The following is a 14,774-nucleotide window of genomic DNA, read 5'->3' on the forward strand; positions in this document are numbered from 1 at the left end:
GCGAAAAACCAACCTAGTGAGAATTGAGAGGTTGATTAGTAGATAAACAATCCTTGTCCAACATTCCATCACAGATAACCACAGTACATATAAGGGTTCAATAAAGGTGTTAAAAAAATATTTTGCTATTGTTGCTTTTTTGTAACCGGTAATTTACTGGTTTGTTGGTTTTTTGTGCGCCTGGGCGGGTTTGAGTAGGTCTGGTTATCGGTAAGGCTGGTTATTAAAAAGCACTCTTGATAGGACGGCTTGATGCAAAAGACAGCTTAATAAGAGGCTAGCGCCTCGCTCCCATGATAAGGCAAATGAGGCGAAGCCTAAACCAACAGACGCGACAATAAACACGTTTTAAAAGCCGCGCCGACTTTTTCTCGGAATGATATCGATTGATGGCAACAATCGATAGTTCGGCTGACAACGTGCTCAATCTATTGACTTAATCTGTCACTTTATCAAAAAATATGGTGACTTTGGCGACCGTGATACCAAATTTTTTAATATGCGCAATGTTCATCATATGATTGTCATCGATAAGGAACATTTGATCGTCAAAGGTTACTTCGTATTGCGTGTCATCAACGGGTAAAATCATCCGGTACTGCCAGCGAAGATACGAGCCTTGTCCCTCGCCTACCGCCTCACCGATAATATCATCGGCTCGCCCTTGGTAGGTTTGTTCGCCAGTGCGTTGTACCACCCAACGACGAAATTGTTTTTCACCATCATCGTAAACAAAATCTTCGTCTAACGTGCCGACGTCTCCCTCCCAGCTGGCATCAATGTCGACGGTAAAGCGACGCACCATGTCGTCACTAAAGTTTGTAACGAGGCCGTATCCAATGATTTTACCGTTAAAAAATTGCTCCAATTTAAACTCGGGGGTGGTGGTGCGATAATGATTAGTGTCGTTTGAGCAACTGAGTAACGCCATAGCAGTTGCGATCATAAAGAGTGTTCGAAGAATTTGTGTCATTGGGGTTCCCTTGGTAAATTTTTACCGGCTAGCTTTTGCCGGTTAGTTTGGCCATTAATTCAGGCCGCGTACTTTGCTCCGACAGCCAAATAGCGAGAAATTGATTCAGTTGTATACTCGGCTCAAATTGATGTATTCGCTCGCCATTAAACAACAAGCTACCTTGGTTTTGTTGGCTGAGAATCAGGGTCAGCGAGTCTCCCTTTTGCAAATTGGGAAAAATGCGATACAAATCAGCTATCCACGCTTTGTTGTCAGGGTGTCGAAACCCCATTTTGCGCCATTGCTTCGCCGTTTCTTTGGCTAAATCTTCGCCTTTGATATCCAAATAGTAGGTCAAATCTAGCTTGAGTGGACCTTTGATGCCATTAAAGGTGCCTGATTCTGTGTATAATCGCGCTTTGTACACATCCCAAAACAAAACTTCGAGTTTGGCCTTGCCGACCTCTTGCCAGGCGATCTCGTTAGCATGACCTGCCGAGGCAAGAACCAACAGTACAGTTAATATGATGTGACGTGCGATTTGCATTTTTCTCTCCGAATCAGTTGATGAAACATTGGTAAGGCAACAAACCAAAATGAGAAGAAAATCAGCAGCTGTGGCATTGCTGACCAATCGATAGTCACCGCGTCAAGCTTGTGCGCTGCCCAATAACTACTCGGCCCCGAAACCAATCCAAGTAGCGCATATTGCCAAATTTTGAGTGGTTTGAAATAAAAGAATATGCCACAAAAGTAGGCGAACGCTGCCCACAAGGTGACCAAAACATAAGCTGGGACGTTTGTTGGATCAAACACCATAAAGCCAGAGGCGACTAACATCGCGTCAACGGCTAAGCCAATGGCGAAAATCAACAGAACCGGACGCGGGCTAGGTCGACACGTTTGCGGAATACACGCCCACAGAGCAGCAAGTGTAAATGCGAGTATCGGCATTTTAGCTAACACAGCGGTCAACCAAATGATGTTAAATAAAAGCGAGTTAATCAATAAGCCCATGGTCGAATAGGATAAGTCATGGCAACGTTAATTGTTATACGCACTGCTAACTGATTTAGATGACTATAGCGGTTAAATTTACAGTTTCTGTCAGAACGAGCTTTGACTATGTAAGTGGTGGCGCTTGCTGCAGAGCCATCGAGGGAAATAAAGAGAACAGTTGGCGCTTGTATCAGTACTGCGTCGCTAACAAAAACTCGCTAATAAAAACGTCGTAATGGAAACGAGTTAGCTAAAACTCATCAGCTCATGTACTGTTATCGGTTAATTTGTTTGTGGGTAAATCGCACAATACGCGTTTAGATGGTGTTTAAGTAACGCTGATATAAGGTGGTCACTCGCTCGACATAAACTCGAGTTTCGGGGTAGGGTGGAATGCCCTTGTACTTGGCTACTGCGCCTTCACCGGCATTATATGCGGCGGCAATAAGTGTTATTTTACCTTTGAACTTTTTCATGAGGTGAGCAAGGTGCTTGGTACCACCGGCGATATTTTGATCGGCATTAAAGCTGTCAACAACGCCAAGCTGTGCTGCCGTTTTGGGCATCAGTTGCATTAAACCGACCGCTCCTGCTTTTGATACGGCGTCTGCTTTAAAGTGTGATTCGGCATGAATAATTGCTCGAACTAGCGCTTCGTTAACGTGATATTTTTGCGCTTCTCGTTTGACTTGTTGAGCATATGGCTTGCGGTAAAGCGGTGTGGTTTGCCAATCAACTGTAGATCGGGTTTTACAGGCGTAGCAATCGTTGCGAACAATTTCAAACGGCCCTTGAGCGGGCTGAACGTCAGAAAAGCTAGGGATACCGTTGCGCTGGTATTTATAAATTTTAGTCGAGGTTTGCTCAGCATGGCTGTTAGTCACTGCCATGACCAGAAAAGCAGCGATTGTTAAACGCTTTTTACCTATTATCATAACGACGTATTGTTATTGTTATTAGTTGACGATCTCAAGCCAGTATACTGGATTGTCGGTAATAATTACAGTTGGTAACAACTTGCGCAATCGCGAGAAACCATGTTTTTTTTTCGCTGGCGGTGTAAGTTAGCTCGGCTTATTGACCTTGGTTCACGCCTTTTTTGTCGCTTTGTTTGGCGAGCTTGCTTTGGTAGTCGCGAAGCACAATGTGTAATGCGTTAATCGCAAGCTGCTCGTCAATGTTATTTTGTTCGAGTAGCTGGATTATATCAATGGCGAGTTTTACGTCATCAGGCGCGTTGTCAATCATACTCTGATCATCCATAGTGCGGTTACTGTTATCTGAAAGTGCGTTATTTAGCGCCAAATAGCTAAATTGATAAAAAGAGCAATGCAGTTACTAGGGCGTGTTGAACTTTGCTGCCCCAAGGGTTCTGCCTAAATTCTCCCTGCTCTGTAATATCTGACATTTACATAGATGGCTATGCTGCTTGACAGCTATTTTGATCAGAAATCATTTAGCTTGAACAAAATTTGTACCTCAAATGTCAACACGTCCTCGTGTAACGTCAGTGTATCACAGTTAACAACACTTGGTGACAATCCCAGCGACGAAGTTCACGTTAACGAGAACGCGGCAACTCGCGTTAACAAATCTCCCGTGTCATGCGCTAAGCAATAGCATTGACTACGATTTAGACTAAACTAAGAATCACTGCATATTTTCAAGCTAAAAGGAGCGTTTATGCAAGAGGTTATCTTAGCGACAGTCGCCGGGTTTGTAGTCGGGATCTTGTTTTCATTTCTAAAATTGCCGATTCCAGCTCCGCCCGTGTTACCGGGGGTCATGGGGATTGTCGGTGTGTATTTAGGCGGACTGGTGTACCTGTGGATTGCTGAGAAGTTTTTCACCGGCTAGCTAACCAAGGTGCAGTGTGAATATCGTTGATTAGGTCGCAACTTTCGACTTGCTCATTGTGGTGAAATGCCGATAACCTTTTTTCTAAGAAAACGAGCCCTTGGTGCGTCGGCTCGCTGTACTCGATGAACGGGTAGTCGATGAACGTTGCTTCTTGTAGTTGCGACGGGCTTTCATTTTTCCTTTGCCTTTTAAACTACTGAAGTTTGCGTTACCAGTGTCATATAAAAGCCTGTTTAGGTTCTCGGTGACATCATTCATAAAATCACCGTACTTTCTTTGCTTTTGATAAATAGCTTCTAATTGAGCTTCCCATATAGCGGTCATGTCTGGCTCGCCGACACTTTCTGGTAATGCCAGAATCACGCTTCTCCCAATTTCGGTAGCAATAATTTCTTTGCCCTTTCTACTCAAATATTGCCTTTTAAACAGCAATTCGATAATACTCGCTCGAGTCGCCTCTGTACCGATACCATCAGTATCTTTTAGTATTTTTTTTATGTCAGCCGACGTTACGTATCTTGCGATACCGGTCATGGCAGCTAATAGGGTGGCGTCGGTAAATCTCTTAGGGGGCGTTGTATTTTTGTCTTCTATTGTGCCCGCCACACACTGTATTGGATCATTGATAGCAACGTCAGGTAAGGTATCTTCAGCCTGTCTTGTTTGACTTTCTTGTTTGTTAAAAAGTGCTTGCCAGCCGACGTATGTTAAGTCTCTTTGTTTGGAAATAAACAAGCCACCTTCAATAATCGTTTTAATTTGTTTATCGGCATACTCACTTGGCGGGTAAAACTGTATCAGGTAGTGTCTAGCGACCAAGTAATAAATATTTAATTCGTCGTTAGACAACTTTGCTGAATCAATTTTTTTGGTTGTTGGAATAATCGCGTGGTGAGCACCCACTTTGCTATCATTCCATGCTGAGCTTTTTCGTGATACGTCAGCATCATCAGTGAAGTTTGCTAATTTTTTATCAATAGAGGCTATTGCTTGAAGTACTTTTCCTGCCTCTGATAAATGCTCTTTAGGTAGGTACCTACAATCCGATCTCGGATACGTGATCAGTTTATGCCTCTCATACAGAGCTTGGCAAGTATCAAGAACTTTTTGAGCGCTATAGCCAAAAACTTTGGCTGCTTCTATTTGAAGTGATGATAGTGAGTGGGGCAGCGGTGCAGATTTTTTTGATGTTTTCTTTATGAAATCAGCAATATTGCCTCGCTTATTGGCGATTCGATTCACTACATTTTCGGCAAGCGGCCTAGAAATAACCCTGTCTTCATCGTCCATATAAGGTTTACATGATTCACTTGGCTTCCACTTTCCCTTGTAGATTTCGCCCTTTGCTGTTTTTAAGGTTGCAATAACCTCATAAAATGGCGTTGATACAAAGTTCTCTATAGCAAGATCTCGGTGAACAACTAATCCTAGAACTGGGGTTTGCACTCGTCCAATTGACAATACCCCTTGGTAACCACTTTTTTGTCCTTGTAAGGTACACATGCGCGTCATGTTCATACCATAAAGCCAATCGGCTCTTGCCCTTGCCAGTGCTGAAACAGACAACGATAAAAAGTCGCTATTTGGCTTTAAGTTATTTAATGCCCGAGTGACTGCACTTGGGTTTAAATCACTAACCAGACAGCGAAGAGCTGATTTTTTCTGTTGCTCAGAGGCTCCGCAATAGTTGAACATCTGATCAATTAAAATTTGACCTTCGCGATCAGGGTCACCTAAATTTACTAGGATATCCGCTTGTTTTATCAGTTTTTTTACAACGTTGAATTGCTTTCTTGTTTTGCTTTTAACAACGAGCTTCCAGTCTGAGGGGATAATGGGTAAGTGTTCAGTGGACCATTTTTTAAAAGCCGGATCATAAGCATCAGGTTCGGCCTGCTCTAATAAATGTCCTATGCACCAGGTAACAATGTCTCCATTGGCGACTTTGATAAAGCCATCACCTTTTTGTTGTGGTTTGCTCATTACCGCAGCAACAGCACGAGCCAAACTCGGTTTTTCGGCAATATACAATTTCATCACAGCCACTTTACCCTGAACAATAAACTTTTTAGACTGTTTAAATATACAGTTGTTCAGGCTGGCTGTAAATACACGAGCGCAGCAACACAGTAACAAAGCAGGAGCAGACTCATTTGCGTCTAGCACAGACGCAAGTACTGTTGCTTGTGTTTATGTGGGGCATGGCATCGAATAACCTACCCTGCGAATAAGCGAAGGCGATAGTTAGTCTGGGAAGATAAGCAACTCACCCTAACTCACTAATAATGAGCTAGGGCAAATTGTGCAGCTTAGATAGATTTTAAAAAATGGAGCGGAACGAGGAACCAGAGCCTCGTCTAGATAGGCGACGGTGGCGCATTCTTGAGTGTAGTTCGCGGCGTTTTGCATCAAGCCAATCGTCTTTAGTGATGGTCTCTTCAGAGCGATCTTGTTCACGTGCTCGGTACTCGCAAAACTCATCGAACGCTTCTATATCGTCTTTTAAGTCCTCACTCACTAGTTCAATCATGATTGCATCGTCGAGAAAGCCTAACGCTGGAATGTGATCCGGAACTAAGTCTTCTGGATCGCTAAAATACGCAAGTGCGCTAAGAACATTACTTTTTTCATCATCGGGGATTTGCCACTCACTGTCTTCGAGCATGGCAATCAGGGTTTTCAGCTTATCGATGCGCTCACTCACAAAAGTAGGCACGTTGGAGTGCACGCTTGTTATTAATTTTTGCGCGTTTGTAATAATGGTATGTTCGCTAAAATGCTTGGTTTTAGCTTGCGCTTTGTGCATCACTTCACGAAAATGCTCAAAGTCAGATTCGGTTAATTCAAACGTCACTTCAAACGCCATCATTGTTCTCCTTATGTGGCTGAAATTTCAGGCAGACTTTTTCGTTATTCCCTTATAAATTTATCAGATATTTTTATTTTCACCATGTCAAATCAACAATATTGAGGTGATAGATCGACGACGCGATTGATTTCGTCGGTTTGTTACTGGGCTTAAAGCAAGCGCTCAGCGGGTAAATCAGCGGGTAAGTATAGTGAGTTTAAACCTCCAAGGGAGTTATCAGCTAAACAGCCAAAGCCATGCGCTTAGGCAGGTTTTCGACTGACTCTTAGGCAATCAGGTAAGTAGTTAAAATTATTAAAAAGTATGCTGTTTATGTGTTATTCTTTGCACAAATTTGCATAAGAGCGATGTTATGGAAAAGTACGAAGAATTATTAGTATCAATTCGCAAAGTCATTCGCGCCATTGATTTACATTCAAAGCAGTTAAATAAGTCATCGGGATTAACAGGCCCGCAATTACTTATTATGCAAGAAATAGGTCGTGTAAAGGGAGTAACAGCCAGTCAGGTGGCCAAACAAATTAATTTAAGTGCCGCAACGGTTACCAACATACTCGATCGTCTAGAAAGTCGAGGACTTATTGAGCGTATTCGTAGCTCAACCGATAAACGCCGCGTCAGCTTGTACTTATCTGAAAGCGGACGCAACGCTCTTATCGACGCACCACAACTTCTACAACAACATTTTATTCAAAAATTCTGCAATTTACAGGAATGGGAACAGTCTCTGTTGTTATCATCAATGCAACGTATCGCTAGTATGATGGATGCCACTGAAATTGATGCCGCACCGGTGTTAGAAATCGATCCCATGCATAAAAGCATTGAAACAGAGAATAACGGTTAGCGCTATTCTCTGTTATTGTGTCAATGCCTGCTGGTGTTTTAGGGGAATTACTCTCTAAGTAAGTGTAAAAAGTGCATGTGCTTTTGGTATTGATCAACAATATCGTTGATCACTGCTTGCTCAGACCAGCCCATAATATCGTAATCTTGCCCACCTTCAATTAAGTGCACTTCTGCGCGAAAATAGCTCTGCGGCCCGCTGTTGGGTGCATCACTTGATTCAGACGTGGTGTATTGTTTTTTATAAACGCCGTAAATAAAGTCGTATTCATCGCCATGGCACACGCGCATGACAATTGCGCCTTTTTCAGGCTCTATCGTTACGTCAATATCATTGAGTTGAAATTGCGCTTTGACTTTTTCCAAAGCGGGTTTCACCGTATTATTAATAAATACGTCGACGTTATTCCTGCTAGGGGTAGATAAAATATTGTTGAGGTTTTGTTGCCAATCATCGCCACCGCTGTAAATATTATTAGCGCTTAAATTGTACTTTAGGCTGTACCGCTTCGCTGATTCAATACGCAGTGCTTTAGCCAGACCATAACAAGCTAGCAATAACACAAATGCAAACGGCAAAGCGCTGGCGATGGTAACGGTTTGCAATGCCTCTAAGCCGCCAACTAAGCTTAATACACCGGCAACTGAGCCCATTAGAATAGCCCAAAAAAGTCGTTGCCACATCGGCGTATCATTGCGACCATTTGAACACAACATATCAACCACCATGGCACCCGAATCACATGAGGTGACAAAGAAAATAACGATCATAGCGATAGTTACCACCATAAGCACATTAGACCAAGGTAGCTGATCGAGAAACACAAATAAGGCGACTGACGAGTTCTCGCTGACCATGTCGCCAATTTTACTGATGCCATCGTTAACAACCATCGATATTGCTGAGTTACCAAAAATACTCATCCACAAGAGAGTAAACAACGTGGGCACAAATAGTGCGCCAAAAATAAACTCGCGAATTGTTCTACCTTTTGATATACGAGCGATAAACAGCCCGACAAACGGTGCCCACGCAAGCCACCAGCCCCAATAGAAGATTGTCCAACCGCCAATCCAATCTTGTTTATCATAGGCAAACAAGTTAAACGTCTTAGACACTATGGTCGATAAATACTCACCGATGTTTTGTAAATACGCCTGTAGTAAGAACACCGTTGGGCCGATAGAGAATACCAAAAGCAGCAACAATACCGCTAACTTCATGTTGATTTCCGATAATATTTTTATCCCTTTATCTAAGCCAGTGGCTACCGAAATTGAGGCAAAAAATGTTATTGTAATTATGATAATCAACTGATTATTGGCATTAATATCAAATTGATAGAGATAGTTTAAGCCGGCATTGACCTGCGACGCACCAATACCCAATGATGTTGCCGTACCAAATACCGTACTGACCACAGCAAACATATCAACCAAGTGTCCAGGCCAACCGTATATGCGATCGCCTATTATCGGGTGAAGAGCGGAACGCAAGGTGAGAGGGAGACCTTGTCGATAGGAAAAGTAACCAAGGATCAGGGCTACTAAGGCATAGATGGCCCAAGCGTGAAATCCCCAATGAAAAAAGGTAATGCGCATTGCTTCTTTAATTGCTTCTCTTGAGCCTGGCTCGGCAGTTGGTGGTGACAAGTAATGCATTAATGGTTCGGCAACGCCAAAGAACATTAAGCCGATCCCCATACCGGCGGCAAATAACATTGAAATCCATGAGGTCATTGAATAGTCTGGGGTCGAGTGATCGGGCCCAAGCTTGATATCGCCAAACCGTGAAATCGCCAAAAACAGAATCACGCCCAGGAGAATCGCCACGGTAAGTACATAAAACCAGCCACCGTTTATGGTAATGCTCTGTTGCATTGCTTGAAACGTTTGGGTGGCTGTGTCTGGCCAGACTAGGGTAAAGCACAACAATATTGCAATCATCGCGGTTGCGGGTGCAAAGACTTTTCGGTTTAGGACCGCAGGCGAATTAGACATAGAAGCGTATACCTTATTAATTTGAGGTCGTTACTTAATGTCTTTAAGTAAAGTTGAATTTTGTCACATAGCAACGCAATTTACAGTAATTGTGTTGCTATGTGACAAAATTCAAAAGATTTGAGTTGAAATTATTTCTAAGGCACGAAGTCTGTCTACTAAGCGTCAATCGATAACAAAGTATCAACAGCCGCATATTACCACCAACTTAGGTAGGAGGACGCTAACCCGAGTAGTATGTTAATTTTCGATGCGCGGTGTAGCCGTGTTAAATGCAAATGAATACCTTACGGTGTAATCGAGTCAACTCAGTTAAACATCCGTCCTTTGCTGCGCTTTAACCTCGAGTACTCTCGTGTTAAGCCATTTACTCGATTGCAATAAAACGCGGGTTTAACTTGTTGGCTTGCTGATGACAAGAGGACCCGAGCAAGTGGCGACAGGTCCCCTCCTTCACACATTGACGAAAAAGTTAACCCCAACTTTTCCGATGTTGGTCAACCATCAAAATTAGCGAGGTCACTTGAGTGAATATTAGATTAAAATGTGGCGGTTATTCTGGGCAGCCACATCATTGTACTGGCGGCATAAACGCCTAAAAGAGTGATCAATACCGCCAGCGATACAGCGACGGCAGCGATGATTAGGGCTCTGGTTGTTGTTCTTCGTTCAGACCAAAATACAAGCTCAGCTACCGCCATTGGAATGATAAATGAAGCAAACGAAATAGCGATATCCGCTGGTCCGTCAATCTTTGCCGAATTACCAAGCGGACCTTGATTGACCATAAACCAAGCCATAAGATATAGACGAACACTCCAAACGCCATTGATTAAGATGAAAGCATGAACAGCTAATCTGCGATGCAGAGAAACGTTTTTTTGTACTGCTGTACGCCACGCGAAGTAAACGAAAATAGGGATAAGAATACCGTTAAGGGTGACACCTAATGCTCCTAAGTCACTCAACCTGCTGCCAATTATCCAGGTCATATAAAGACCACTTATGGCACCGACAAATCCGAAGAATAAGAATATTCGTCCATTCCAACGGTGAAACTTTGGATAGCTGCTTCGGATACTGGGAAACAACTGAAACGTCGCGCTCAAACTAATCAACATCACCGGTATTACATGAAGCAAGAGCACCGCGTTATTAAAAACGTCACCATTTCTATATCCGCGGATCATATGGCTAAACTGAGACTCGTCGAGCTGACCGCTTATCCACGGTAATGAAAATTGCGCCAAAATGTAAAGTGCAAACATCCACTGACCGACAAGAATAACGCCCACCCAAGATTTAACTGCGCCTGTAAGCCAAGTTTTATAAGAAATAGTTTTATTGATTGTATTTTGTTTTGATATTACTGATTCGTTCATAAGTTTTTTATGCAGGTTGTTAAACATGAGGTAATTTTTCACTTTTATCAGTTAAAAACTCACCAAATTCCGAATTTGGTTATAAGAAATGATGCTAAAAGTTAATTTTTGCATGAATATTGAACAGGGATGGTGGTAACGCCGATATTGATAACGCATTGGATAATCCTGTTCGCGTCATGTTACTTATGGCATTTTGGTGTGATAAAATGCATTCAATTTTGCGCGATAACTCAAACCATGCTCATGAATACTCCCTACGTTTTTCTTCTCGTGACAGCTTTGATAAGCATTATTGGAACGGTCGTTTTTCAGCCGAAAAGGGTAGAGCACTTTTTATTTGTCATCTTGGCAGTTTCGTTACTTTTACTTGCCATTAGTGAAATTTTGCCCACATCTTTTGTTATCGAACAACAACTCGTTGCACTTGGTACGTTCGCGACCTGCAATGTGTACTGGTTGTTGGCTCGTACCGTGTTTAGAAAAGGAAAGGCACTATCCACTCAGCACTACGCCCTGGCAGGTGTCATTGCCGTACTTATTCTGATAACCCGGAGTTTGGAATTTTTTGTTTCTTTGCAATGGTTACAGCAAGAAGCGTTTATTTGGTTTGAACGGTCGCTAAGTGAGTTATTGAGGTTACTGTCATCAGCAGTCCTGTTGTTGGCATTTTGGGAAGCGATTAGAAATTACTCCTCAGCTAATAAAGTCGTTCGTCAACAAAAGGCGTTATTTGCTAGCAGCATGCTCGTAGCAGTGATGAGTACACGAGTGATCGTGCCTAGCGTTCCCCTAGCACCTGAGGATATAAACCAAATCTACCTGTGGACAAGAGGCGCAGCTGCATGCTTGATACTCGCTTCGACCTTTATTGTATTGTGGCTACAGCAAAAACAGCGACAACAGCTAAGTTCAGCCCATAAGGGCGCTAAAAGAGAAGATGAGGGTGATCAACTTCTAACCATGATTATAAATTTAATGGAGGGGGATAGATTTTATCTAAAACCTGAGCTGAAGATGATGGATGTCGCTAATATTCTCAATATTCCTGAATACAAGATAAGTCGGGTAATTCGGGATAAAACTGGCTGTGAACATTTCAACCAATTCGTCAACGACTTTCGCATTAAACACGCGAAACAATTACTTGTCGGTGAAGAAAGTGCATCTTGGACGATTTTAGTTATCAGTATGGAGTCTGGTTTTTCTTCGCTTACGACATTTAATCGCGTATTTAAATCCTTTGAAGGGTGCACCCCTAATCAGTTCCGTAAAAGTGCCCAAAATACGGAAATCATGTGTTGATGTGATATTAGTGCAGGTATACCCGTGAAAGCTGCAGCAATATGGTGTTTCCCTTTCATACAATAATAAAAGTCCGCTAAGTAGCATTGGTTTGATATGTCTTTTTTAAACTACTTAGCATTCTTGTATTGTTGATAAAATTTGAGATCGCAACCGAGTTTATGCGGCCGCGATCTTTACATAGTCACACCGTTTTGGGTACGAGATTAATCTGCCAGTAGCGGGATAACTTCGGCAGCGATTCTGTCTGGGTCAAGTGCTAGCAAATCCTTGAGAATAGCCGTGTGACCTTGGCCACCTAAAACAAACACTCGTGTTCCCGGTTGCGCGTAGTGCTGAATATTGGCGTACATTCTAAAATTTCTGTGCCACCAGCTAGCTGCTGCATCAGCCCCTTCAAAGTTACCGCCACTGCCTATGTGATTTAATCGGATGTACAATGCTTTGTTTAGTGTATCGCTACTTTGTTGATTATGAGCAAGTAAAATATCCCGTAAATCTTTGGTTTGATGCATTAGGTTATGTTGCTCGGTAATCTCTTTGATGGCATTGTCAAAGGCATTTTTCTGTTTGCCATTTTCGTTTTCAAGCCATTGCATTAATCCCGTGGCATTCCACGTGATATCTCGCTCATCGTAACAAACAACGCTGGCATTGCTATTTGACGCAATGCGAAAACCGAGTTGAAAATTTTCATTTACGGGAAGCGCAAACTCACCTGATTTAAAGTCGTTAAATTGCTTGTTGTATTTGTCTTGTTGGCTGGGAGGACACTCAATTAATACGTGTGTTGGTCTGTATTGTTCACTCACCCGACTGGTGAAGCGTTCAAGATATTGCTGGTTTTGATCTGTGAGGACATTGATGATGTTTGTCTTCACCACATCCTTACCGGGATTTGCAAAATGGAAAGTCCCCATGATCATCACCGACGATTTTTCTTCGGCCTGTATGGTTGTCGGTAGCCAAAGGGCTGTGAGTAGCAGTAGCCATTGCGGTTTCATCATTCATTCTCCTCAAAGGGGTAGTCAATAGTATCCAAAGTTAATAAGCAAAAAACAGACCATGAATAATGCTTGATTTGTTTGGCCTTACAGCAATGGGAGGTATATCGATGTGGTTTGAAACGCCACTTTTTTATTAAATTTACTAATGTATTAGTTAAGTGAAATTGGCCAAGGTTTTATCGTTTGTACTCAATACAGTAACCACCTTAAGTATTGATGAACGTCGCTGCCTATCCAAATTATTCTCACACTGTCACTGCATAGTTCATTGAAAAGATCATTCGTGCTGACGTTGTAATGCGTCATTTAACCGTATCACTTTTAGCCCATTCGGGAGTAAATGTAGTGAGTATAGGTGCAAAAAACGGCGTATAAATACTTGTTGATGTCGTTAGTTTAATTAGTAAAGCGTCTATACTTTCAGTTAGTTACAATTGGCGAACCTGGCGGGTAACCAACAACTGTGGGCAATGGCATCGACTATATCAGACAGAATAAGTGGCTTCTGGCCTGTGCGCTTATTGGCCTGTTGTCGTTTGCCGTACACGCACAGCAAGTGGTTCGCGACGAGGAGATTATTTTTGATTTGCTCAGAAGCGGTGAATTGGATCTGAGTAAAGGAGTTGCTAAAGCCTTCAAAAAAGAAGAAAGCATTACCAAAATTCGACGCGTTGGCTTGGTCAAAGGTCAATATCGCATTCGCGCGGCGCTGCGCGATAAAAGCTTTGTCTGGCAAAAAGAAGCCAATGTCCGTTACAAAGACGCCTATTATCACGAGTTAGCCGCGTATGTCATTGCTAAGTACCTCGGATTAAATATTATTCCACCAACGGTTATTCGGCGGGTTTTCGTCAGTAAGAAAGGACTTAAGCGAAGTGATAAAGCCCTTGTTGGTTCGTTGCAGTTTTGGATTGAAAATGCCGAGGTACTTTACGACATAGAGCAATCTGGCAAGTCATATCCCGGGCCTATGGCCAACCGAAATAGTCAAATTAAGGAAATAAAGGTGTTTGATTGCATTATTGGTAATGTCGATCGCCACGCTGGTAACCTACTGGTCGATTTTAACCCGCGTTATGACGCGGGCGACGACAAGAGAACACCATATATTGGAAAAATTTGGGCAATTGACCATTCTCGCTCGTTTTATTACGGTCCGTTGCGAGCGGGTAAGCATTGTCGATTGAGTCGCTTAACAGCGGGTGCGATAAGTCGCTCGTTTATTAACGGTATACGCGCTTGGGATATCGAAGAATTAGCCCGGCGATTACGCGCTAGTGGACTAACCGACAAACAATTGGCGACGATTAATCTCAACAGCCTTGAACAGCGTTTTCAGGCGGTGAAAAAACACTTTTTGTCAGAGCAGAAAAAAAGTGCATTAACTGACGCTGATTTTTACACCGATGGCATTTGGCATAGGGTTCATTAAAGCCGCGAGCGCGATTGGCGCGCCACGGTTGCGAAAACGCGCTGAAAAAACAGCACCAACTAGAGGTTAGTGTGCAAGAAAATATTAATAGCGGCAATTACAGCTTGATAGAGCGGGT

At 42.7% G+C, this 14,774-nt stretch carries 14 protein-coding genes; 4 read left to right on the forward strand and 10 right to left on the reverse strand.

From position 1 onward, the window contains the following. Nucleotides 1–436: 436 nt before the first annotated feature. From ACAY30_RS03385 to ACAY30_RS03405, 5 genes are all read right to left on the reverse strand, one after another. Nucleotides 437–973, reverse strand: a complete 537-nt coding sequence (locus tag ACAY30_RS03385) for a DUF3833 domain-containing protein (protein WP_290250846.1) — start codon at nucleotides 971–973, stop codon at nucleotides 437–439. Between the two features lie 28 nt (nucleotides 974–1,001). Next, nucleotides 1,002–1,502 carry a hypothetical protein gene (locus tag ACAY30_RS03390; protein WP_290250845.1) on the reverse strand — a complete coding sequence of 167 codons (501 nt, stop codon included), beginning with the start codon at nucleotides 1,500–1,502 and terminating at the stop codon, nucleotides 1,002–1,004. Next, nucleotides 1,475–1,972, reverse strand: a complete 498-nt coding sequence (locus ACAY30_RS03395) for a DUF2878 domain-containing protein (RefSeq protein WP_290250844.1) — start codon at nucleotides 1,970–1,972, stop codon at nucleotides 1,475–1,477. The genes ACAY30_RS03390 and ACAY30_RS03395 overlap by 28 nt, the downstream gene beginning before the upstream one ends. Before the next feature lie 299 nt (nucleotides 1,973–2,271). Beyond that, nucleotides 2,272–2,889, reverse strand: coding sequence for a lytic transglycosylase domain-containing protein (locus ACAY30_RS03400; RefSeq protein WP_290250843.1), 618 nt, complete (start codon nucleotides 2,887–2,889; stop codon nucleotides 2,272–2,274). A gap of 139 nt (nucleotides 2,890–3,028) precedes the next feature. Next, nucleotides 3,029–3,217: a DUF2496 domain-containing protein gene (locus ACAY30_RS03405; RefSeq protein WP_290250842.1), complete on the reverse strand. Its 189-nt coding sequence runs from the start codon at nucleotides 3,215–3,217 to the stop codon at nucleotides 3,029–3,031. 420 nt (nucleotides 3,218–3,637) lie between these two features. On the opposite strand from ACAY30_RS03405, the gene ACAY30_RS03410 reads away from it, so the two are divergent. Then, nucleotides 3,638–3,811: a XapX domain-containing protein gene (locus ACAY30_RS03410; RefSeq protein WP_290250841.1), complete on the forward strand. Its 174-nt coding sequence runs from the start codon at nucleotides 3,638–3,640 to the stop codon at nucleotides 3,809–3,811. Nucleotides 3,812–3,895: 84 nt separating this feature from the next. On the opposite strand, the gene ACAY30_RS03415 is transcribed toward ACAY30_RS03410, so the two are convergent. Both ACAY30_RS03415 and ACAY30_RS03420 read right to left on the reverse strand, forming a co-directional pair. Continuing rightward, nucleotides 3,896–5,851, reverse strand: a complete 1,956-nt coding sequence (locus ACAY30_RS03415; RefSeq protein ID WP_290250840.1) for a DNA topoisomerase III — start codon at nucleotides 5,849–5,851, stop codon at nucleotides 3,896–3,898. A gap of 283 nt (nucleotides 5,852–6,134) precedes the next feature. Continuing rightward, nucleotides 6,135–6,683, reverse strand: coding sequence for a YkvA family protein (locus ACAY30_RS03420; RefSeq protein ID WP_290250839.1), 549 nt, complete (start codon nucleotides 6,681–6,683; stop codon nucleotides 6,135–6,137). Nucleotides 6,684–7,035: 352 nt separating this feature from the next. Between ACAY30_RS03420 and ACAY30_RS03425 the strand changes: the two genes are divergently transcribed. Beyond that, complete coding sequence (locus ACAY30_RS03425; RefSeq protein ID WP_290250838.1) at nucleotides 7,036–7,530, forward strand: MarR family winged helix-turn-helix transcriptional regulator; 495 nt, start codon at nucleotides 7,036–7,038, stop codon at nucleotides 7,528–7,530. A 47-nt stretch (nucleotides 7,531–7,577) separates the two neighbouring features. On the opposite strand, the gene ACAY30_RS03430 is transcribed toward ACAY30_RS03425, so the two are convergent. After that, a complete protein-coding gene (locus tag ACAY30_RS03430; RefSeq protein ID WP_290250837.1) occupies nucleotides 7,578–9,530 on the reverse strand; it encodes a BCCT family transporter in 1,953 nt (650 codons plus the stop codon). A 539-nt stretch (nucleotides 9,531–10,069) separates the two neighbouring features. Continuing rightward, nucleotides 10,070–10,939: a DUF2306 domain-containing protein gene (locus tag ACAY30_RS03435; protein WP_290250836.1), complete on the reverse strand. Its 870-nt coding sequence runs from the start codon at nucleotides 10,937–10,939 to the stop codon at nucleotides 10,070–10,072. A 213-nt stretch (nucleotides 10,940–11,152) separates the two neighbouring features. Here ACAY30_RS03435 and ACAY30_RS03440 point away from each other — a divergent pair, with 213 nt between their 5' ends. Further along, nucleotides 11,153–12,217: a helix-turn-helix domain-containing protein gene (locus ACAY30_RS03440; RefSeq protein WP_371190079.1), complete on the forward strand. Its 1,065-nt coding sequence runs from the start codon at nucleotides 11,153–11,155 to the stop codon at nucleotides 12,215–12,217. Nucleotides 12,218–12,423: 206 nt separating this feature from the next. Here ACAY30_RS03440 and ACAY30_RS03445 read toward each other — a convergent pair whose 3' ends face one another. After that, a complete protein-coding gene (locus ACAY30_RS03445; protein ID WP_290250834.1) occupies nucleotides 12,424–13,224 on the reverse strand; it encodes a DUF5694 domain-containing protein in 801 nt (266 codons plus the stop codon). A 463-nt stretch (nucleotides 13,225–13,687) separates the two neighbouring features. On the opposite strand from ACAY30_RS03445, the gene ACAY30_RS03450 reads away from it, so the two are divergent. Next, nucleotides 13,688–14,656, forward strand: coding sequence for a hypothetical protein (locus tag ACAY30_RS03450; RefSeq protein WP_290250833.1), 969 nt, complete (start codon nucleotides 13,688–13,690; stop codon nucleotides 14,654–14,656). Nucleotides 14,657–14,774 lie beyond the last annotated feature (118 nt).

This window comes from Thalassotalea ponticola (genome assembly GCF_041379045.1).
In the GTDB taxonomy this organism is placed as follows: domain Bacteria; phylum Pseudomonadota; class Gammaproteobacteria; order Enterobacterales; family Alteromonadaceae; genus Thalassotalea_A; species Thalassotalea_A ponticola.